The organism is Xanthomonas sp. Leaf148 (genome assembly GCF_001423585.1).
In the GTDB taxonomy this organism is placed as follows: domain Bacteria; phylum Pseudomonadota; class Gammaproteobacteria; order Xanthomonadales; family Xanthomonadaceae; genus Xanthomonas.
In genome coordinates, this window is record NZ_LMOP01000008.1 from 667,112 (window position 1) to 686,925 (window position 19,814).

18 protein-coding genes and 2 other RNA genes are annotated in these 19,814 nt (G+C 64.0%); 16 read left to right on the forward strand and 4 right to left on the reverse strand.

The window, feature by feature from the left end; genetic code table 11:
- Positions 1-13 precede the first annotated feature (13 nt).
- Together lpdA and ASF90_RS07605 are read left to right on the forward strand one after the other, a co-directional pair.
- Positions 14-1,843, forward strand: a complete 1,830-nt coding sequence (gene lpdA, locus ASF90_RS07600) for a dihydrolipoyl dehydrogenase (RefSeq protein ID WP_055847986.1) — start codon at positions 14-16, stop codon at positions 1,841-1,843.
- 458 nt (positions 1,844-2,301) lie between these two features.
- On the forward strand, positions 2,302-3,579 hold the full coding sequence (locus tag ASF90_RS07605; RefSeq protein WP_055847987.1) for an amidohydrolase family protein: 1,278 nt from the start codon (positions 2,302-2,304) through the stop codon (positions 3,577-3,579).
- 298 nt (positions 3,580-3,877) lie between these two features.
- On the opposite strand, the gene ASF90_RS21760 is transcribed toward ASF90_RS07605, so the two are convergent.
- Positions 3,878-3,953, reverse strand: a non-coding RNA gene (locus tag ASF90_RS21760) — sX9 sRNA.
- A 292-nt stretch (positions 3,954-4,245) separates the two neighbouring features.
- On the opposite strand from ASF90_RS21760, the gene ASF90_RS07610 reads away from it, so the two are divergent.
- Complete coding sequence (locus tag ASF90_RS07610) at positions 4,246-4,932, forward strand: DUF6624 domain-containing protein (RefSeq protein ID WP_153066285.1); 687 nt, start codon at positions 4,246-4,248, stop codon at positions 4,930-4,932.
- A gap of 52 nt (positions 4,933-4,984) precedes the next feature.
- Here ASF90_RS07610 and ASF90_RS07615 read toward each other — a convergent pair whose 3' ends face one another.
- On the reverse strand, positions 4,985-5,797 hold the full coding sequence (locus ASF90_RS07615) for a hypothetical protein (RefSeq protein ID WP_055847993.1): 813 nt from the start codon (positions 5,795-5,797) through the stop codon (positions 4,985-4,987).
- 633 nt (positions 5,798-6,430) lie between these two features.
- Here ASF90_RS07615 and ASF90_RS07620 point away from each other — a divergent pair.
- The 10 genes from ASF90_RS07620 (at position 6,431) to ASF90_RS07665 (ending at position 14,666) form a co-directional block, all read left to right on the forward strand.
- Complete coding sequence (locus ASF90_RS07620) at positions 6,431-6,796, forward strand: hypothetical protein (protein ID WP_074059361.1); 366 nt, start codon at positions 6,431-6,433, stop codon at positions 6,794-6,796.
- Between the two features lie 25 nt (positions 6,797-6,821).
- Complete coding sequence (gene atpB, locus ASF90_RS07625; RefSeq protein WP_055847994.1) at positions 6,822-7,622, forward strand: F0F1 ATP synthase subunit A; 801 nt, start codon at positions 6,822-6,824, stop codon at positions 7,620-7,622.
- Between the two features lie 73 nt (positions 7,623-7,695).
- Positions 7,696-7,998, forward strand: a complete 303-nt coding sequence (atpE, locus tag ASF90_RS07630; RefSeq protein WP_002814105.1) for a F0F1 ATP synthase subunit C — start codon at positions 7,696-7,698, stop codon at positions 7,996-7,998.
- 114 nt (positions 7,999-8,112) lie between these two features.
- Entirely contained in the window at positions 8,113-8,583 is a 471-nt protein-coding gene (locus ASF90_RS07635; protein WP_055847997.1) for a F0F1 ATP synthase subunit B, read from the forward strand.
- Positions 8,584-8,586: 3 nt separating this feature from the next.
- A complete protein-coding gene (locus tag ASF90_RS07640) occupies positions 8,587-9,114 on the forward strand; it encodes a F0F1 ATP synthase subunit delta (protein ID WP_055847999.1) in 528 nt (175 codons plus the stop codon).
- 47 nt (positions 9,115-9,161) lie between these two features.
- The gene (atpA, locus tag ASF90_RS07645) at positions 9,162-10,709 is read left to right on the forward strand and encodes a F0F1 ATP synthase subunit alpha (protein WP_055848002.1); all 1,548 of its coding nucleotides are present in this window, start codon (positions 9,162-9,164) and stop codon (positions 10,707-10,709) included.
- A 181-nt stretch (positions 10,710-10,890) separates the two neighbouring features.
- The gene (gene atpG, locus ASF90_RS07650; protein ID WP_055848004.1) at positions 10,891-11,754 is read left to right on the forward strand and encodes a F0F1 ATP synthase subunit gamma; all 864 of its coding nucleotides are present in this window, start codon (positions 10,891-10,893) and stop codon (positions 11,752-11,754) included.
- Positions 11,755-11,878: 124 nt separating this feature from the next.
- Positions 11,879-13,285 carry a F0F1 ATP synthase subunit beta gene (atpD, locus tag ASF90_RS07655; RefSeq protein ID WP_055848007.1) on the forward strand — a complete coding sequence of 469 codons (1,407 nt, stop codon included), beginning with the start codon at positions 11,879-11,881 and terminating at the stop codon, positions 13,283-13,285.
- 137 nt (positions 13,286-13,422) lie between these two features.
- On the forward strand, positions 13,423-13,845 hold the full coding sequence (locus ASF90_RS07660) for a F0F1 ATP synthase subunit epsilon (RefSeq protein ID WP_055848010.1): 423 nt from the start codon (positions 13,423-13,425) through the stop codon (positions 13,843-13,845).
- 233 nt (positions 13,846-14,078) lie between these two features.
- Positions 14,079-14,666, forward strand: a complete 588-nt coding sequence (locus tag ASF90_RS07665) for a chorismate mutase (RefSeq protein ID WP_055848013.1) — start codon at positions 14,079-14,081, stop codon at positions 14,664-14,666.
- Positions 14,667-15,070: 404 nt separating this feature from the next.
- Here the strand turns inward: ASF90_RS07665 and ASF90_RS07670 are convergent, their stop codons facing one another.
- A complete protein-coding gene (locus tag ASF90_RS07670; protein WP_046963367.1) occupies positions 15,071-15,454 on the reverse strand; it encodes a GtrA family protein in 384 nt (127 codons plus the stop codon).
- Positions 15,455-15,588: 134 nt separating this feature from the next.
- Here ASF90_RS07670 and ASF90_RS21765 point away from each other — a divergent pair.
- The 3 genes from ASF90_RS21765 (at position 15,589) to ASF90_RS07680 (ending at position 18,309) form a co-directional block, all read left to right on the forward strand.
- A non-coding RNA gene (locus ASF90_RS21765) (sX9 sRNA) lies at positions 15,589-15,664 on the forward strand.
- Positions 15,665-15,744: 80 nt separating this feature from the next.
- Positions 15,745-17,109 (forward strand): bifunctional UDP-N-acetylglucosamine diphosphorylase/glucosamine-1-phosphate N-acetyltransferase GlmU, encoded by a 1,365-nt coding sequence (glmU, locus tag ASF90_RS07675; RefSeq protein ID WP_055850238.1) that lies wholly within the window; start codon positions 15,745-15,747, stop codon positions 17,107-17,109.
- A 279-nt stretch (positions 17,110-17,388) separates the two neighbouring features.
- Positions 17,389-18,309 (forward strand): right-handed parallel beta-helix repeat-containing protein, encoded by a 921-nt coding sequence (locus ASF90_RS07680; RefSeq protein WP_055850240.1) that lies wholly within the window; start codon positions 17,389-17,391, stop codon positions 18,307-18,309.
- A 144-nt stretch (positions 18,310-18,453) separates the two neighbouring features.
- Here the strand turns inward: ASF90_RS07680 and ASF90_RS07685 are convergent, their stop codons facing one another.
- A complete protein-coding gene (locus tag ASF90_RS07685) occupies positions 18,454-19,806 on the reverse strand; it encodes a HAMP domain-containing sensor histidine kinase (protein ID WP_055850242.1) in 1,353 nt (450 codons plus the stop codon).
- Positions 19,807-19,814 lie beyond the last annotated feature (8 nt).

Consider the following 19,814-nt stretch of genomic DNA (forward strand, 5'->3'; position numbering starts at 1 on the left):
ACAGGAGAAGCAAATGGCGGTCATTGAAATCAAGGTTCCTGACATCGGCGATTACAGCGATGTCCCCGTCATCGAAGTGCTGGTCGCCGTGGGCGACAGCGTGGCCAAGGACCAGGGCCTGGTCACGCTGGAATCGGACAAGGCCACGCTGGAAGTGCCGTCTTCGGCTGCCGGTGTGGTCAAAGAGCTCAAGGTCAAGATTGGCGACAACTTGTCCGAAGGCGCCGTAGTGCTGCTGCTGGAAACCGAAGGCGAGGCCGCCGCGCCTGCGCCCGCCAAGGCCGAGACCAAGGCCGCCGCGCCTGCAGCTCCCGCGGCCGCCGCACCCGGCAGCAAGCCGCCGGTGACGCCGTCGCACCGCGCCCCGGCCGAGCCGGCAGCGCCCAAGCCGGCGCTGGCCAGCGGCAGGACCGCGGACATCGACTGCAAGATGGTGGTGCTCGGCGCCGGCCCTGGCGGCTACACCGCCGCGTTCCGCGCTGCCGACCTGGGGCTGGACACGGTGCTGATCGAGCGCTACGCCAGCCTCGGCGGCGTCTGCCTCAACGTCGGCTGCATCCCGTCCAAGGCGCTGCTGCATGCCGCCGCGGTGATCGACGAAGTGGCCCATGCCGGCGATTTCGGCGTGGACTTCGGCCAGCCCAAGATCACCCTGGACAAGCTGCGCGAGTACAAGGAAAAAGTGGTCGGCAAGCTCACCGGCGGCCTGGCTAGCATGGCCAAGCAGCGCAAGGTGCGCACCGTCACCGGTGTGGCCAGCTTCGTCTCGCCCAACGAGTTGGAGATCGTCGGCGACGACGGCAAGACGCAGCTGCTGCGCTTCGAGCATTGCGTCATCGCCGCCGGGTCGCAGGCGGTGAAGTTGCCCAACTTCCCGTGGGACGACAAGCGCGTGATGGACTCCACCGACGCGCTGGAACTGCACGACATTCCCAAGACCCTGCTGGTGGTTGGCGGCGGCATCATCGGCCTGGAAATGGCCACGGTGTACAGCGCGTTGGGCAGCAAGGTCACCGTGGTCGAGTTCATGGATCAGCTGATGCCGGGCGCCGACAAGGACCTGGTCAAGCCGCTGGCCGATCGCCTGAAGAAGCAGGGCGTCGAAGTCCATCTCAAGACCAAGGCTACCGACGTGAAGGCCGACAAGAGCGGCATCACCGTGTCCTTCGAAGCGGCCGTGGAGGGCGAGAAGCCCGGCCTGCAGGCGACTGCCTTCGATCGCGTGCTGGTGGCCGTGGGCCGCTCGCCCAACGGCAAGAAGATCGGCGCGGAGAAGGCGGGCGTCACCGTCACCGAGCGCGGCTTCATCCCGGTGGACCGGCAGATGCGCACCAACGTGCCGCACATCTTCGCCATCGGCGACATCGTCGGTAACCCGATGCTGGCGCACAAGGCCACCCACGAAGGCAAGCTGGCCGCTGAAGTGGCTGCCGGCGAGAAGAAGGAATGGGTGGCGCGGGTGATTCCGTCGGTGGCGTACACCAACCCGGAAATCGCCTGGGTCGGCGTCACCGAGAACGAAGCCAAGGCCAAGGGCCTGAAGGTCGGCGTGGCCAAGTTCCCGTGGGCCGCCAGCGGCCGCGCGATCGGCATCGGCCGCACCGAAGGCTTCACCAAGCTGATCTTCGACGAAGACACCCACCGCATCATCGGTGGCGCCATCGTCGGCGTGCATGCCGGTGACCTGTTGGCCGAGATCGGCCTGGCGATCGAGATGGGTGCCGAAGCCGAAGACATCGGCCACACCATCCACGCGCATCCGACCCTGAGCGAATCGGTCGGCATGGCGGCCGAGGTGTACGACGGCACCATCACCGACCTGTACATCCCGAAGAAGAAGTAACGGCTCGCCTCGGCTGCTGTCAGCAACGCCCCGCCTTGTGCGGGGCGTTGTCGTGATGGGGCTCAGTGCGCGGGATCGCTTTTGCTGTGGTCGTTGCAGTTGCAGTTGCGGTGCCGTGCCATGCGTGTGGTAGGGGGCAAGTGCATGCGGCGCTACTGCGCACGCGCGGATTTTTCCGGGGTTTCCAGCGTGGTGCTTAGCCGCATATGGCGACCTGGCTTGGCGGCTGCACTCGATCGCATGCGTCGACAATGCTGACCCCTGCAAGCCGATTTCGCAGGTCATCCGGCAGTATCCAGTCTGGGCGCGTGGCGCCCGTGCATTGCGCGCGCTAGGCAGGGCTGACGCCGCCGCGCATGGCATTGCCACAGTGCGATCTCCATGGCGCTTGCACAGCCCGCAGCGCGCTTGCACCATCGGGTCGCGGACACGCCGTTCGCAGCTCAGGGACGACCCCGATGTCGAAGATGCGTTTGCCGGCGCTGCTCGCCGCTGCTGGCTGCCTGTGTGCCTCGCTGTGTGCGTACGCACAGACCACCGTGATCACCGCCGCGCGCCTGCTGGACGTGCAGACCGGCCGCTATGTGGACAAACCGCAGATCGAAGTGGCCGCTGGCCGTATCACCCGCGTCGGTCGGCAGGGCGATCCGCTGCCGGCCGATGCGCAGCGCATCGATCTGGGCGAGCGCACGCTGTTGCCGGGGTTGATCGACATGCATGTGCATCTCACCGTGGACCCTACCCTGGGCGGCTACAAGGGCCTGGAGTACACCGACAATTTCTGGACCGTGGTCGGCGTGGCCAATGCCGCAAAAACGCTGCGCGCGGGCTTCACCACGGTGCGCAATGTCGGTTCGCTCAACTACGACGATGTCGCACTCAAGCAGGCGATCGAGCGCGGCACCGTGCCCGGCCCGCGCATCGTGCCGGCGACCTACGGCATCGGCGCGACCGGTGGCCACTGCGATGCCACCGAATTCCCGCCCTCGGTCAAGGTCACCGGCCCCGGTGTCGCCGATGGTCCGGACGCGATCCGCGCCGCGGTGCGGACGCTGCGTAAATACGGCGCAGAAGTGATCAAGTTCTGCGGTACCGGCGGAGTGCTGTCCAAGACCGACAGCGTCGGCGGGCAGCAATACAGCCTGGAGGAAATGCGCGCGCTGGTGGACGAAGCGCACCGGCTGGGCCTGAAGGTCGCCGTGCACGCCCATGGCACCGCCGGCATCAACGATGCGATCCGCGCCGGTGCCGACACCATCGAGCACGCCAGCCTGGCCGATGCGGAGTCCTTCAAGCTGGCCAAGGCGCACGGCACCTGGTTTTCGATGGACATCTACAACGACGACTACATTCTGGCCGAGGGCGAAAAGAACGGCCTGTTCGCCGAATCGCTGGAAAAGGAGCGCCAGATCGGGCGCAAGCAGCGTGAGACCTTCCGCGCCGCGCACGCGGCCGGAGTGAAGCTGGTGTTCGGCAGCGATGGCGGCGTGTATCCCAACGGCGAAAACGCCCGCCAGTTCGCCAAGATGGTGGAGTGGGGCATGACGCCGTTGGAAGCGATCCGCGCCGCCACCGTGGATGCAGCCGAGGCCCTGGGGCGCAGCAGTGACGTCGGCGCCATCGCCCCGGGCCGCTACGCCGATCTGATTGCGGTCAGCGGCGATCCGCTGCAGGACGTCACCGTGCTGCGGCAGGTAGAGGGTGTGATCAAGGGCGGCGAACGCGTCGCCGAGTGAGCACCCTGGCGCTCGCCGGTGCGTAGCTGCAGCGTGCCGCTGGTTGACGATGCGCGCGTCGTTGGTGCGCTGATCGACAAGCGACTCATCGAGTAGCGTGGCAACGCGATCGGAACTGGAAAGAGCACGCAAAACCGCGCGTCCGCAGGCAAGGGCGGCATGGGCGGCACAAGCGGGCCGATGGCGTTCCTGCGCAACCGCGCTCCAGAGCGGCTAACAGAACGTAGTCAGCATCCGTCAGGTGGGTATGGCGGCACAAGCGGGCCGATGGCGTKSCTGCGCAACCGCGCYCCAGAGCGGCTAACAGAACGTAGCCAGCAGTCGTCAGGTGGGTATGGACGACGCGGACGAACCGGAGTGAACGCGTGGTCCATGCCGCAGCGCGCACCGGCCGCCCCCGCCTGGCGGTGAGCGCAGTCGTGTTGTTAGCCGCCCTTACTCGGAACCGGGTGTGGATGACATCCCTGAGGGCGGCCACGTCTGCGCACGCTGCCAACAGCGCAGGCGTCCGCTCGGCCTCTGCAAGACCTCAGCGCCCTGTCTTGCACGAGGCAGCGTGGCTTGGGCATGCTGCAGGTGGAAGCTGTCCGGATGTCCGGCCACGCAGTCCATCACAGGGAGTGTCGATCGATGCGCAAGGCCGTGCTCGGACTATGGATGAGCTGCATGCTCGCGACGGTGACCGCCGCAGCTGCGTCCACGCAGGACGATCCGGAGATGGCGGCGGCGCTGGCCAAATGCCCAAGCGCGGCGGCGTTCGTGCGCGCGCAGGAGCAGGCCAAGGCGGATGCCGCGACCGCCGCGCCTGCCGAGGCGACGGCGGCTCCCAGCGACCCCGCATTGCGCGCGCGGTTGCTGGAGATGGAGCGCCTGGATCAACAGGTCCGCAACGGTGACTGGTCGCAGGAAGCGATGGGCAAGATGCTGGCGATGGACGCCGAGCATCTGCCGCAGATGCGTCGCATCGTCGCCGATCATGATGGTTTGCCCAGCGTGGCGCAGGTCGGACGCGACGGCGTGGCCGCCGCCTGGCTGCTGGTGCAGCATGCCGACGCCGATCCGGCCTTGCAGGAGCGCGTGCTGGGCACGCTGACCCGGCATGGCGCACGCAGTGGCGAGGTGTCGGCGCACCAATTGGTGTTGCTGACCGATCGCGTGCTCATCGCGAACGGCACGCCGCAGCGTTACGGCAGCCAACTGATCCCAGAGCAGGGACGTTGGGTATCCAAGCCGATCGCCGATCCGGCGCAGGTGGACGTACTGCGCGCCGGCATGGACGAGATGCCGCTGGCCGACTACGTGTGCGTGGCCACCCAGCTGTTCCCGGTGCCGTCGACGCCGCCCGGCAGCTGAAACGCGAACGGCCCGCACAGGGCGGGCCGTTCGCTTGCAACAGTGGCGCAGATCAGAACGCGAACGTCACGCCTGCCACCGGGCCCTTGAACTCCTGCTTCAGGCCGATCAGGCCATCGCTGCCGCGCTGGTCGACATCGAGCTTGAACCAGTCGTAGCCGGCGAAGATGCCGAAGTTCTTGGTGAAGCGGTATTCGGCAATCGCGTTGGCGCGGCTCAGGTCGCCCTCGTAGTCGTCGAAGTTGCCCCAGCTGGTGTTGAGGTACTGGCCCTGCACGTTGAACAGCCAATGCTCGCTCGGACGCGCGGTGAAGCGGACGCCAACCACCGGCGCAACGCCATCGGCCTTCTCGTCCAGCACATCGCCGGAGAACACGCTGCCCAGATCGGCATACGCATTGGCTTCAACCTTGGCGTATTCGGCACCGATCTGCAGGCCCAGGCTGAATTCCGGCGAATCGATCACCGAGTAGTCGTACACCAGGGTCGCGACCTGATACTTCAGCTCACCCTTGATGAAGCTACCGGTCGGCACGGTCACGCCACCGGCGCTCAGATCCTGGGTCAGGGTCTCGCGACGATCCTTGTCGTACTTGAAGTAATCGAAGATCAGGCGCTGACGGGTGCTGATGCGGAACACGCCATCGACGCGCGGCTCCCATTCCTTGCCGCCCAGCTTGAAATCTTCGTTGACCGACACATTGTTGCCTGCCACCAGCGTGTTGCCACGGATGGTGTTGTCGTTGTCCACGTTCATCGCACCGAGGCGAATCTGGAAGCGGTCATCGCTATCTTCGGCGTGCGCGGGGGCGACGTAGGCGACGGCCAGAACGCACGGGATCGCCAGTGCGAGAAGGTGTTTCATGGGGAGCTCCGTAATCTTGGAATGGTCAGGCCGATGGGCCAGTGGCGCGCACTATCGATAAGGCGGCGTCTTTCAAAAGTGAAGAACTCGTCGCGCACATGTGAAGGCCGATATAGCAATCGGACAAAACGGTCCGCAAGTTCAACAGGCATGGGCATCGCGCGCAGGGCGCGGCAGATTCAGGGTCGAAGACGACCCGCGCAAAGTGTGTCGCAGTGCATACCATCAGGTACGGTCACGGCCGCCAACTGCGCAACGGACGACGTTTCACACGTTGCTGTGCCCCGAACCCAGGCACTGCACAGATCGAAACATCGTGCAGTGCGGCGGATTGGACCGCGGATGGGAAAGTGTCAGGGTGCGACAAAATGCGTAAAAAGCGGGAGCCCCGGTCTCCCAGGGCTCCCATACGCGACCTGCGGCGGTACCTTTCGACGAGGATGTGCAGGCCTCGCAGGTTCTGACCGTCGGTTTGTGGCAAAGTTCCCACCCGCCGCCACGACGCATCCTTGGTGCATTGCAGCAGCGAATGACTTCTGCCGGTTGTCTCGCAATTTGTCCCATTGCTATACTTTCGCGGCTCGACGAGGCGCAACTGCGCTTCCCCCCTCATTCACACGTAAGGTAACCGTAGTGCTGAACTCCGTTGACGCGGGTCGGCGGTTGATGCTGCGCGCTGCGGTATATCCGCTTGCTGCTGTAGCTATAACCAGTCTGGGGTTGCTGTTGGTCGGTCCCCGTTACTCTGCCGGTCTGGCATTGACCGGGTTTGCGACGGTACTGGGCGGTTGGGTTGCGGCACGCACCGCGCTCGGCGGCGGCATCCAGGCAGCCGGCATCGCGATGGTGCGGTTGGTGCTGGCGATGGTGCTGAAGTGGGTGTTGGTATTTGCGGCGTTGTCGCTGGGCTTTGCCCTGTGGCGGTTGCCTCCTCTGGCTCTGTTGGCAGGTATTGCCATCGGGTTGATTTTTCAGGTTCTGGCTCTGGCCAGGCGTTGATTCGAACTTAAAGGGCTCCAGACACATGGCGGGCGAGGCAGCAACACCTACCTCCTATATCCAGCATCACTTGCAGAACCTGATCTATCCGGTTCGCGAGGGTGGCGGCACGTTTTGGACCATCCACGTCGATACCCTGGTCATGGCCGTGTTGATGGGCCTGGTCATGGTGCTGGCGTTCTGGACGGCGACCCGCAATGCCACGGCCGGCGTGCCGGGCAAGTGGCAGGCATTCGTGGAAATCTGCCTGGAGTTCGTCGACCGGCAGGCCAAGGACACCTATCACGGCAGCAGCAAGCTGGTGACGCCGATCGCGATCACCATCTTCTTCTGGATCCTGTTGATGAATCTCCTCAAGATGGTCCCGGCCGATTTCATCGCCATTCCGCTGGGTTGGGCAGGCATCCACGCCTGGAAGCCGGTGCCCACCGCCGACGTCAATGCCACCTTGGGCATGTCGATCAGCGTGTTCTTCCTGATGATCGTCTTCTCGCTGCGCTCGAAGGGCGTTGGCGGCATGACCAAGGAATTCCTGACGGCGCCGTTCGGCAAATGGATGATGCCGTTCAACCTGCTTTTGAACATCGTCGAGTGGCTGAGCAAGCCGATTTCGTTGGCGATGCGACTGTTCGGCAACATGTTCGGCGGCGAGATCGTCTTCCTGCTGATCTGGGTGCTGGGCGGTGCGGGCATCGCCGGCATGGTCGCTGGCGGCGTATTCGGCCTTGGCTGGATGCTGTTCCACCTGTTGGTGATTCCGCTGCAGGCCTTCATTTTCATGATGCTGTCGATCGTGTATCTGAGCCTTGCGGAAGACAGTCACTGAGTTTCGCTACACCCTTCATACGCTTCATCTCGATTCATCCATCACCCTTAGAAACTTTCGTTCGGAGATCACCATGTACCTCGCCGTCCTGACCAACCTCGCTCAAGTCCAGAGCTCCACCGTCCTCGCCGTCGGCATCATGATCGGCCTGGCCGCGCTGGGTGCCGGCCTCGGTCTGGCCATCATGGCTGGCAAGTTCCTGGAATCGGCCGCGCGCCAGCCGGAACTGATTCCGGTGCTGCAGGTGCGTATGTTCATCACCGCCGGCCTGATCGACGCCGCGTTCATCATCAGCGTCGCCGTCGGCCTGCTGTTCGCCTTCGCCAACCCGCTGGCCCAGGTGTTCATCGAGCGTCTGTCGCAGGCTGCCGGCTGATCCAGCGGTAGCAGGATGTGGGATGCAGCCAGTGCGGCTGCGCCCGCGGATGAAGGTCGGAAAGCGTCGCCACTGCGGCGGCGCTTTCACCCCTAAACAGCGATTGAGCGACCCATGGATATCACCCTTACCATCTTTGCCCAGGCGCTGGCCTTCGCCGGTCTGATCTGGATCGTCGCGACCAAAATCTGGCCGCCGCTGCTGCAGGCGATCGAAGAGCGTCAGCAAAAGATCGCTGAAGGTCTGGCTGCCGCCGATCGTAGTCAGAAGGATCTGGCGCAGGCCCAGGAAAAGGTCAACGAAGCACTGAAAGACGCACGCACCAAGGCCAACGAGATCATCGATCAGGCCCATGCGCGCGCCAATCAGATCATCGAAGCGGCCAAGCTCGAGGCGATTGCCGAAGCCAACCGTCAGAAGGATCTGGCCCAGACCGAAATCGACGCATCTGCCACCCGTGCCCGCGAAGAACTGCGCAAGCAGATCTCGGTGCTGGCGGTCAGCGGCGCCGAGAAGCTGCTCAAGCGCGAAATCGACGCCAACGCCCACAAGGCGCTGCTCGACGAGCTGGCGGCGGAGATTTAACCGATGAGTCAGGCCCTCACACTTGCCCGTCCCTACGGCCGTGCCGCGTTTGCAATCGCGCGTGAGGGCGGCACGTTCGCGCCCTGGTCCGATGCGCTGGCGTTTTCGGCGCAGGTGGCCGGCGACCCACGCGTGGCTGCGCTGCTGCTCAACCCGGCCCTGCGCCAGGAACAGGCAGTGACGTTGCTGGCGCCGCCGCAGGCTGGCGAACACTATCTGCGTTTCCTCGGCCTGCTTGCCGATGCGCATCGGCTGTCGCTGTTGCCGGAAGTGGCGGGGCTGTACGAACAGCTGCGTGCCGAGGCCGAGCATGTCGTCAAAGCGACCGTGACCTCGGCCACCGAGATGACGCCGGCCGAGCTGGACACGATCGCCGCTGCACTGAAGAAGCGTTTTGGCCGCGAGGTGGACATCACCACCGCGGTAGATGCATCGCTGATCGGCGGCGCGGTGATCGACACCGGCGACGTGGTCATCGACGGCTCGCTGAAGGGCAAGCTCGCGCGTCTGCAAAGCTCGCTCGCCCACTGAATTCACATAAACGCATGGCCCTCGCGGCCGGCACCTAGGACTGAACGATGGCAACCACGCTCAACCCCTCCGAAATCAGCGACCTGATCAAGACCCGCATCGAGACGGTCAAGCTGTCCGCGGAGTCGCGCAACGAAGGCTCCGTGACCAGCGTGTCCGACGGCATCGTGCGCATCTTCGGCCTGGCCGACGTGATGCAGGGCGAAATGATCGAACTGCCCAACAACACCTTCGCCCTGGCGTTGAACCTGGAGCGCGATTCGGTCGGCGCCGTGGTGTTGGGCGATTACGAAAACCTGCGCGAAGGCGACGTGGCCAAGACCACCGGTCGCATCCTGGAAGTGCCGGTGGGTCCGGAACTGCTGGGTCGCGTGGTCAACGCACTGGGCGAGCCGATCGACGGCAAGGGCCCGCTGGGCGCCACCCAGACCGCACCGGTCGAGCGCGTTGCGCCGGGCGTGATCTGGCGTAAGTCGGTCGACCAGCCGGTGCAGACCGGTTACAAGTCGGTCGATGCGATGATCCCGATCGGCCGCGGTCAGCGCGAGCTGGTCATCGGCGACCGTCAGACCGGCAAGACCGCGCTGGCGATCGATGCGGTGATCAACCAGAAGGGCACCGGCATCAAGTGCGTGTACGTGGCGATCGGCCAGAAGGCCTCGACCGTTGCCAACATCGTGCGCAAGCTCGAAGAAAACGGCGCGCTGGCGCACACCGTGGTGGTGGCGGCGACCGCGTCCGAATCGGCCGCGATGCAGTACATCAGCCCGTATGCCGGCTGCACCATGGGCGAGTACTTCATGGACCGCGGCGAAGACGCGCTGATCGTGTACGACGATCTGTCCAAGCAGGCCGTGGCCTACCGCCAGATCTCGCTGCTGCTCAAGCGCCCGCCGGGCCGTGAAGCCTACCCGGGCGACGTGTTCTACCTGCACTCCCGCCTGCTGGAGCGCGCAGCGCGCGTGTCCGAGGAATACGTGGAGAAGTTCACCAACGGTGCGGTGACCGGCAAGACCGGCTCGCTGACGGCGCTGCCGATCATCGAAACGCAGGCCGGCGACGTGTCCGCGTTCGTGCCGACCAACGTGATCTCGATCACCGACGGCCAGATCTTCCTGGAAACCGACCTGTTCAACGCCGGTATCCGTCCGGCCGTGAACGCCGGTATCTCGGTGTCGCGCGTCGGTGGTGCGGCCCAGACCAAGATCATCAAGAAGCTGTCCGGCGGCATTCGTATCTCGCTGGCGCAGTACCGTGAGCTGGCGGCGTTCGCGCAGTTCGCCTCGGACCTGGACGAAGCCACCCGCAAGCAGCTTGAGCGCGGTCAGCGCGTCACCGAGCTGATGAAGCAGAAGCAGTACGCACCGATGTCCATCGCCAACCAGGCGCTGTCGATCTACGCCGTCAACGAGGGTTACCTCGATGAAGTGCCGGTCAACAAGCTGCTGGCGTTCGAAGAAGGCCTGCATGCGCACTTCGCCAACACCCAGGGCGAGTTGATCTCCAAGATCAACAGCACCGGCGGTTGGGACAACGACATCGAAGCCGCGTTCAAGAAGGGCATCGCAGAGTTCAAGACCACCGGCACCTGGTAAGGCGCCGGGATTCGGGATTGGGCATTCGGGATTTGTAGGAGCGGTGGTTCGGGGCGTTGTCCCATGTCGAATCACCGCTGCCGAATCCCAGATTTAGGAATTAGAGAGTCGTGAAGTGGGACGCGGGAGGCTCTGGCCATTCCCGATTCCCGATTCCCGATTCTCACGAGCGGAGCGAGCAATGGCAGGCGGACGCGAAATCAAAACCAAGATCAAGAGCGTGCAGAACACCCGCAAGGTGACGCGCGCGCTCGAAATGGTCTCGGCCTCCAAGATCCGCAAGGCGCAGGAGCGCATGAAGACCTCGCGTCCGTATGCGCAGGCGATGAAGCAGGTGATCGGGCATCTGGCGCAGGCCAGCACCGATTTCCAGCATCCGTTTCTGGTCGAGCGTGAGCAGGTCAAGCGGGTCGGTTACATCGTGATCTCTTCCGACCGCGGCCTGGCCGGCGGTCTGAACAACAACCTGTTCCGCAAGATGCTGGGCGAAGTGCGCCCGTGGCAGGACAAGGGCGCCGAGATCGACGTGGTGACCATCGGTCAGAAGGCGTCGGCGTTCTTCCGTCGCATCAAGGTCAACATGGTTGGCAGCGTGACCCATCTGGGCGACAGCCCGCAGGTCGAGCAGCTGATCGGTGTGATCAAGGTGATGATCGATGCCTTCATCGACGGCAAGGTGGACCGCGTGTATCTGGTCTACAACCGCTTCGTGAACACCATGACGCAGAAGGCCAGCTTCGATCAGCTGCTGCCGCTGCCGGCCGCCGAGCACAAGGTGGCGCATCACGATTGGGACTACCTGTACGAACCCGATGCGGCGACCGTGCTGGAGCACGTGATGACGCGCTACATCGAGTCGCTGGTGTACCAAGCCGTGCTGGAGAACGTCGCGTCAGAACATGCCGCGCGCATGGTGGCGATGAAGGCCGCCAGCGACAACGCCAACAAGATGATCGGCACCTTGCAACTGATCTACAACAAGGCACGTCAGGCGGCGATCACCCAAGAAATTTCGGAAATCGTCAGCGGCGCGGCCGCTGTCTAGCCGGGAATGGAGAATCGTGAAACGGGAATAGGCAAGGCTTCGGTGCTCTTGATCTTCCCATTCCCCATTCTCGATTTCCCATTCCCGACACAAGAATCGAACAGACATTAGTGGAGTTATCCAAATGAGTCAGGGCAAGATCGTTCAGATCATCGGCGCGGTCGTCGACGTCGAGTTCCAGCGCAACGAAGTACCGAAGGTCTATCACGCGCTGAAGGTCGAAGGCACCGCCATCACCCTGGAAGTGCAGCAGCAGCTCGGCGACGGCGTCGTGCGCACCATTGCGCTCGGCTCCACCGACGGCTTGAAGCGCAACCTGCTGGCGACCAACACCGAGCGCGCTATTTCGGTGCCGGTCGGCGCCGGTACGCTGGGCCGCATCATGGACGTGCTGGGTCGTCCGATCGACGAAGCCGGCGACGTGCAGGCAGCGGACCATTGGGAAATCCACCGCGCCGCACCGTCGTACGAAGACCAGTCGTCCAGCACCGAATTGCTGGAAACCGGCATCAAGGTCATCGACCTGATGTGCCCGTTCGCCAAGGGCGGCAAGGTCGGCCTGTTCGGCGGCGCCGGCGTCGGCAAGACCGTCAACATGATGGAACTGATCAACAACATCGCCAAGGCGCACTCGGGTCTGTCCGTGTTTGCCGGCGTGGGCGAGCGTACCCGCGAGGGCAACGACTTCTACCACGAGATGAAAGACTCCAACGTCCTGGACAAGGTCGCGATGGTGTACGGCCAGATGAACGAGCCGCCGGGCAACCGTCTGCGCGTGGCGCTGACCGGCCTGACCATGGCTGAGTACTTCCGCGACGAGAAGGACGAGAACGGCAAGGGCAAGGACGTGCTGCTGTTCGTCGACAACATCTACCGCTACACGCTGGCCGGTACCGAAGTGTCCGCGCTGCTCGGCCGTATGCCGTCGGCGGTGGGTTACCAGCCGACCCTGGCCGAAGAAATGGGCGTGTTGCAGGAGCGCATCACCTCGACCAAGAGCGGTTCGATCACCTCGATCCAGGCCGTGTACGTGCCTGCGGACGACCTGACCGACCCGTCGCCGGCGACCACCTTCGCCCACTTGGATTCCACCGTTACGCTGAGCCGTAACATCGCTTCGCTGGGCATCTACCCGGCCGTGGATCCGCTGGATTCCACCAGCCGTCAGATGGATCCGCTGGTGATCGGCAACGAGCATTACGACACCGCCCAGCGCGTCCAGCAGACCTTGCAGAAGTATAAGGAACTGAAGGACATCATCGCGATCCTGGGCATGGACGAGCTGAGCGAAGAAGACAAGCAGTCGGTGTCGCGCGCACGCAAGATCGAGCGTTTCTTCAGCCAGCCGTTCCACGTGGCCGAAGTGTTCACCGGCTCGCCGGGCAAGTACGTGTCGCTGAAGGACACCATCCGTGGCTTCAAGGCGATCTGCGATGGCGAATACGACCACCTGCCGGAGCAGGCGTTCTACATGGTCGGCAACATCGAAGAAGCCGTCGAGAAAGCCAACAAGATGAGCTCCAAGGCTTAACGGCCGGGATTTGGCATTCGGGATTCGGGATTTGGTACGGCGGTGAGCGGGAGCGTGATTGGTGGTCGTGGCGGCGAATGCGCTGTTGCTAATCCCCAATCCCGACTCCCTAATCCCCACCTCACAAGGTAGGCACCATGAGCACTATTCGTTGCGACATCGTCAGCGCCGAGAAGGAAATCTTCCACGGTGAGGCGACGCTGGTCGTGGCCACCGGCGAACTGGGCGAGCTGGGCATCGCGCCCAAGCACGCGCCGTTGATCACCCGCCTGAAGCCGGGCAAGGTGGTGGTCACCACCGCCAGCGGCGAACAGCTGGATTTCGCCATCTCCGGCGGCATCCTGGAAGTGCAGCCGCAGGTAGTGACCGTGCTGGTCGACACCGCGATACGGGCGCAGGACATCGACGAGGCCGCGGTCCGCAAAGTCAAGGAGGAAGCCGAGCGTTTGCTGGCCAACCGTGGCGACACGGTGGACGTGGCCCAGGCGCAGCGTCAGCTGGCCGAGGCGACGGTGCAGTTGCAGGCGCTGGAGCGGTTGCGCCGCACCCTCAAGCACTGATCGATTGCCTGCCCCATTGTCTGCGGGCAAGCGAGATGCTTCAGCTGTAATGCCGCAGGCAGATGTGGATTGGAAACGCCGACCTTCGTGTCGGCGTTTTCGTTTTGGGAGATGCGCTTGCGTGGCACAAGGCCGCGTGTTGTGGACAGCGCGCACACTGCGTGGCAGGTTGCCATGCAGCGCTTCGCTTCGCTGCGCCATGGCATGGTCACCCCCGACATTGAGGACACCCCATGACCCGCTCGATCGATGGCTTACGCGGTTATGCACTGACGTGCACGCTTGCAGTTGCACTGCTGGGTTGCGCGCTTCCGGTACGCAGCCAGCCGCCGCTGGATCCGTTGCTGGATCGCATCGTGCAACGCAATGCGATCGGCGATGCGGTGGCGCTGAGCAAGTGGGATAGCGGCAAGCCGGTGCTGGACCAGGCACGCGAAGCGGCGGTGCTGCAGAGCGTGCGCGATCAGGCGCCGGCGCACGGACTGGATGCCGACGACGCGGCGCGCTTCTTTGCGGCGCAGATCGAGGCCAATAAATCGGTGCAATACGCGCTGTTGAACCATTGGCATGAACGTGGACGGGCACCGGACACTGTACGCCCGGATCTGGCCGCGCTGCGCGCGCGCCTGGACCAGTTGCAGGGCGAGTTGCTCGACGCGCTGGCCGATGTCGCAGCGGCGCGCTCGGCGGCGCAATGCTCGGCCAGCACGGCACGTGCGGCGGCACATTACGCTGGGCAATGGCAGCTGGATGCCTTGCATCGTGCAGCACTGGTGCGTGGCCTGGGCGACTTTTGCCAGCAGGTACCCGCCAAGAGCTAGCGCGGTGTGGTCGGCACAAGGCACGGTGGCGCAAGGCGACTGCCGTAATGATGTTTCAGCAAGGTCGACGCAGTTCCATGCGAACCAATCCGCCGCAGAGTGCCGCGCGGCTTCCACCTCGATCGCAATCCGCCTGTAAAACGCAATCGAGGTGATGAAGCCGGCAGCGGGGCAATGTGCATCGCTTGCTGGCTGCTGTTTTCCTGCAACAGATGGGGTGTGCTGTCGCCGTGGTGCGCAAAGGCGGCGCGTTGGCAGATGCCGCTCTTAAGCTTCGTCAGCGTGTGGACGGCGCACGCTTGGTGGACGCCTGCAGTGCGCGCCTTGTTGAGTGACTTAAGCGGGAAACAGTCGGCTGCCTTGGTTCAACGACGCGCGCTCCAGCCTTGGTCGCCCGCGTGCGTTCAGCGATACACCACATGCCGGCCGAGAAAGAACGACACGATCGCCAGCCCGCCTTCGACCAGTGGCTTGGCCAGCCAGGCTTGGCGCAGGCCGACCAGATCCACCGTCGCCGACAGCAGCCAGGTGCTGATCAACGTCAACGCCAGCCACATCACCGCAAAGCGGCGGAAACGCTGCCAGCCCAGCCGCGCGCCGCCTTGCTGGGCGAAGGTGTAGCGGCCGTTGAGCCAGAACCCCAGCACCGCGCCGCTGATGCGCCCGAGCAGATTGGCCGGCACCGTCGGCATGCCGGCGGCGGTGGCGGCGATGAAGATGCCGCAATCCACAGCCAATTGCAGGCCGCCAATCAGGGTGAACTGGCTGCCTTGGCGAAACAGGCTCATGCGTGCCGGGGACGAAGAAAGTGCGCCCATCCTAGCGGCCGCAGTGCTAAAAAAGTTGTCATCGCGTGTTTAAGAGCAGCTAACAAAACGACTGTGCTCACCGCCAGGCGGGCGCGGGCGGTGCTCGGTGCGGCATGTACCACTTATACACTCCGGTTCCTCCGCGCCGCCCGCACCCACCTGACGACTGCTCGCTACGTGTTGTTAGCCGCTCTAAGACATCGATCGAGCACGCGGTTTTGCATGGCTGCGACTAGAATTTAGCCCATCTCCCGCCTTTGGAATTTTTGATGACCCTGCCCTTGCACGTCGTGATCCTGGCTGCGGGCGAGGGCAAGCGCATGCGCTCGTCCCTGCCCAAGGTGCTGCAGCCGTTGGCGGGCCAGCCGATGTTGGCGCATGTCATCGCCACCGCACGGCAGCTGCAGCCGGCCGCGATCCATATCGTCTACGGGCATGGCGGCGATCAGGTGCGTGCCGCATTTGCCGGGCAGGCCGATCTGCAGTGGGCCGAGCAACAGCAGCAGCTGGGCACCGGCCACGCGGTACAGCAGGCGATGGATGCGATCCCGGATGCGGCCACCGTGCTGGTGCTGTACGGCGATGTGCCGCTGATCCAGAGCGAGAGCCTGCTGCAGTTGCTGCATGCGCCCGGCCGGATGGCGGTGCTGGTCGCCGAGCTTGCCAACCCCACCGGCTACGGACGCATCCTGCGCGATGCCGAAGGCAAGGTGGCGGCGATCGTCGAGCAGAAGGACGCCAACGACGAGCAGCGACGCATCCGCACCATCAACACCGGCATCCTCACCGCCGAATCCACTGCACTGCGGCGTTGGCTGGGTGGCTTGTCCAACAACAATGCGCAGGGCGAGTTCTATCTCACAGACGTGTTTGCCAGCGCCGCCGGCGATTTCACCCCGGCCGACATGGTGCATGTGGGCGACCCGCAGGATGTGGAAGGTGCCAACGACCCCTGGCAACTCGCTCAGCTCGAACGCGCCTGGCAGCTGCGTGCGGCGCGTGCGCTATGCCTGCAGGGCGTGCGCATGGCCGACCCGGCGCGCGTGGAGCAGCGCGGCACGGTGCAGGTGGGGCGGGATGTACAACTGGACATCGATGTGATTCTGGAAGGCGATGTGACGCTGGGCGATGACGTGGTGATTGGCCCGTTCGTACGGCTACGCGATGTGACGCTGGGTGCCGGCACGCAGGTACGTGCGCACTGCGATCTGGAAGGTGTGGTGACCGAGGGTGCGGTAATGATCGGCCCGTTCGCGCGGTTGCGTCCGGGCACGCTGTTGGCCGATGGGGTGCATATCGGCAACTTCGTCGAGACCAAGAAGGTCACGATGGGGGTGGGTAGCAAGGCCAACCACCTCACTTACCTGGGCGATGCGGTGATCGGCAGCAAGGTCAATATCGGCGCCGGCACCATCACCTGCAACTACGATGGCGTGAACAAGTCGCAGACCACCATCGGTGATAGCGCGTTCGTCGGCTCCAACAGCGCGTTGGTGGCGCCGATCGAGATCGGGGCCAATGCGACCATCGGTGCGGGCTCGGTGATCACCCGCGACGCGCCGGCTGGCCAGCTCAGCGTTGCGCGCCCGCGTCAGACCGTGATCGAAGGCTGGGAGCGGCCGACCAAGAAGTAGCATGGAGCGTTATCGCGGTGCGGACGCATGAGACAGCAGTTGTGCTCTGCTGCAATGGTGGACTGCGTTGCAGGTCATGACGGAAGGTGCACGATGCAGCTACGACCAGACACGGTGATGATCCTGCTACATGGCGCAGCTGATCGAACGACGGCGCAGCCGCCAGGCGGGCGAGGTCGTTGCTCGGAAGCGGCATGGGCCAATCGCAGATTGCCGTTCGCCGGCTACACCCATCTGACGATTGCGCGCTACGTGTTGTTGGCTGCTCTTGGCGTGCTGATGCTGCAGCCGGGCACTGCAGCGGCGTCAAGTTATCGGCTGTATCTGGCGCCCGATGGCAACGATGCGGCGGCAGGCACCGAGCCTTCGACCGCATTGCGCAGTCTCGGTGCTGCGCAGCAACGCCTGGTCGAGCGACGGCCGGCAGCGGCGGTGGAGGTGGTGATCGCCTCGGGTACCTATCTTCAACAGTCGGTGCAATGGACCTTTGCCAATGGCGCGCCCATCCGGGTTATCGCCGCTCCCGGCGCTGCCACGCCGCCGCTCTTCGACGGACGCGGCGGCGCGACCTGGTTCGCATTGAAAGGTGGTCGAAATGCACCGACGCGCCTGACCTTCGATGGGTTGAAGGTCAGCAATTACTGGATGGCGCTGGATCTGGGCAGCAGCAAGACCGATGAAGACGGCAATGGTGGCAACACGATCCGCAACATGCAGTTCGCACGGATCGGTGGGCGCTACGGCCGCAGTGCCGAGGCCGCGTATTCGTTTGCGGCGATCCGGCTGCAACAGTCACGCGACAACCGCATCGAACACAATCGCTTTGAGTCGATCGAAAACGATACCGACACCTCGGGCTTTATTCACGCGCTGTATCTGGCGCGGCACTCGTCTGGTAACCGGATCGAGGGCAATACGTTTGTGGACGTCAACGGCGATGCAATACGCACGCGCGATGCGTCCGACCAGACCTATGTCAGCGGTAATCACTTTCTCAGGGCTGGCAAATACGCCGCGTTTTCCGACTGGTTCAAAGCCGATGGCGAGTGTCCCTCGCAGGGCGGTGAGTTTGTTGGCAACACCGTGGGCATCGGGTATTACCGCGCCATTGATGCGACACGTACCACTGGTGCAGACGATGCATGTGGTGCGCTCAAACGGCCGCGCATTGCAGAGCGTGGTACGTTGAAGCCCGATTGACGGCGCTGCACTTATAAAGTGATTGCGCGCATTTTTTCAGTCACTGTCTGCGCGGCGGAAGTGGTCCTGCCAGCTCGGCAATCGATCAGGGAGCAGCGTCAGCTCGCGCGTTCGAACGGGCAACACAGTGTCGCGAGTGGATGCCTAAGCAGCCGATGCCGAGGGCAGCAACAAGGTCACGCACAGGCCGCCATGCTCGCGGTTGTGCAGCGAAATACGCCCGCCATGCGCTTCGGCAATCTCGCGGGTGAGCGCAAGCCCCAGCCCGGTTCCATTGCGTTTGGTCGAATAGAACGGCATCAGGGCATTGTGCAAGACCGCTTCGTTCATGCCATTGCCGCGGTCTAGCACTTCGATCCGCAGCCACTGCGATACGCGTGTCACGCGCACCGCAACGTCGCTATTGGGCGGCTGCGCTTCGCTGCAGGCCTCGTGTGCGTTCTTGAGCAGATTGAGCATGGCCTGCTCGATCTGCGCTGCATCGATGCGGCTGCTGACATCGCTAAGGTCGCCTTGCACCTGGAACGGAATCTGCTGTTGCAGGCGTTCCAGAAATGGCGCCCAGGCGATGGTCTGCAATTGCGGCTGCGGCAGCTTGGCAAAGCGCGCATAGCCGCGAATAAAGCCTTCCAGATGACGCGCGCGTTCTTCGATGGTCTCGAAAACCGTGCCCAGGCGGTCGGTGCGTTCGCGCCGTAACAGTTCGGCGCCGGAATGCGCCAGCGAGGCGATCGGTGCGAGCGAGTTGTTCAATTCGTGGCTGATCACGCGGATGACCTTCTTCCAGGTCTGCACTTCCTGCCGACGCAATTCGGTGGTCAGGGTGCGGATCAGCAGTAACTCGTGGCCGCGGCCATTGAGGTGGAAGCTGCGCCGCGAGAGGTGGTAGATCTGCTCGTCGTCCTCGTCGTCGCCGTCCTCGCGCACGGCGAACAGGCAGTCGCCGCCGCGTGCCAATGCGTCGCGTAGCTCGCCAGGCATGCGTTCGAGCACGTCGTCCAGATGCTGGCCTTCGAGTTTGCGTCCGCCGTAGAGCAGTTTGCGCGCGGCATTGTTGGAAAAGCCGATGCGGCGCAGCCCATCGCCGCCGGCCACCACCAGCAGCATCGCGACAGGCGTGTTTTGCAGCATGGTGTCGAGCATCAATTCGCGCTGCACCAGATCGCGCCGTTGCGCGCGCAGCACGTCGCCGAGTTCGGCATGTGCCTGCACCAACTGCGCCAGTTCGTCGGTGCCGCGCCAGTGCACGCCGAAGTTGTATTCGCCATCGCGGTAGCTGCTGGTGGTGCCGGCCAGTGCGCGAAACAGCGAGCGCATCGGTGCGGTAGCGCGGTTGAGGCTGAACCACATTGCGGCCAGCAAAACGACGACCGAAATCGCAGTCACCTGCCAGCCGCGATCCAGCCAGTACGCCATGAACCACGGCAGCGCGGCCGCCAGTGCCAGCACCGGTAACAGTCGTAAAAACAGGGCGAACGTGAAGGAGCGATGCCGCATGCGGAGAT

Excerpts from the sequence above, each read along its gene's own strand:
- ASF90_RS07610 (WP_153066285.1), top strand. The coding sequence starts at position 4,246 with ATGCTCGCGACGGTGACCGCCGCAGCTGCGTCCACGCAGGACGATCCG.
- atpG (WP_055848004.1), top strand. The coding sequence starts at position 10,891 with ATGGCAGGCGGACGCGAAATCAAAACCAAGATCAAGAGCGTGCAGAAC.
- ASF90_RS07605 (WP_055847987.1), top strand. The coding sequence starts at position 2,302 with ATGTCGAAGATGCGTTTGCCGGCGCTGCTCGCCGCTGCTGGCTGCCTG.
- ASF90_RS07685 (WP_055850242.1), bottom strand. The coding sequence starts at position 19,806 with ATGCGGCATCGCTCCTTCACGTTCGCCCTGTTTTTACGACTGTTACCG.
- ASF90_RS07635 (WP_055847997.1), top strand. The coding sequence starts at position 8,113 with ATGGATATCACCCTTACCATCTTTGCCCAGGCGCTGGCCTTCGCCGGT.
- atpA (WP_055848002.1), top strand. The coding sequence starts at position 9,162 with ATGGCAACCACGCTCAACCCCTCCGAAATCAGCGACCTGATCAAGACC.
- ASF90_RS07615 (WP_055847993.1), bottom strand. The coding sequence starts at position 5,797 with ATGAAACACCTTCTCGCACTGGCGATCCCGTGCGTTCTGGCCGTCGCC.
- ASF90_RS07670 (WP_046963367.1), bottom strand. The coding sequence starts at position 15,454 with ATGAGCCTGTTTCGCCAAGGCAGCCAGTTCACCCTGATTGGCGGCCTG.
- atpE (WP_002814105.1), top strand. The coding sequence starts at position 7,696 with ATGTACCTCGCCGTCCTGACCAACCTCGCTCAAGTCCAGAGCTCCACC.
- lpdA (WP_055847986.1), top strand. The coding sequence starts at position 14 with ATGGCGGTCATTGAAATCAAGGTTCCTGACATCGGCGATTACAGCGAT.
- glmU (WP_055850238.1), top strand. The coding sequence starts at position 15,745 with ATGACCCTGCCCTTGCACGTCGTGATCCTGGCTGCGGGCGAGGGCAAG.
- ASF90_RS07665 (WP_055848013.1), top strand. The coding sequence starts at position 14,079 with ATGACCCGCTCGATCGATGGCTTACGCGGTTATGCACTGACGTGCACG.
- atpD (WP_055848007.1), top strand. The coding sequence starts at position 11,879 with ATGAGTCAGGGCAAGATCGTTCAGATCATCGGCGCGGTCGTCGACGTC.
- ASF90_RS07640 (WP_055847999.1), top strand. The coding sequence starts at position 8,587 with ATGAGTCAGGCCCTCACACTTGCCCGTCCCTACGGCCGTGCCGCGTTT.
- ASF90_RS07680 (WP_055850240.1), top strand. The coding sequence starts at position 17,389 with ATGCTGCAGCCGGGCACTGCAGCGGCGTCAAGTTATCGGCTGTATCTG.
- ASF90_RS07660 (WP_055848010.1), top strand. The coding sequence starts at position 13,423 with ATGAGCACTATTCGTTGCGACATCGTCAGCGCCGAGAAGGAAATCTTC.
- atpB (WP_055847994.1), top strand. The coding sequence starts at position 6,822 with ATGGCGGGCGAGGCAGCAACACCTACCTCCTATATCCAGCATCACTTG.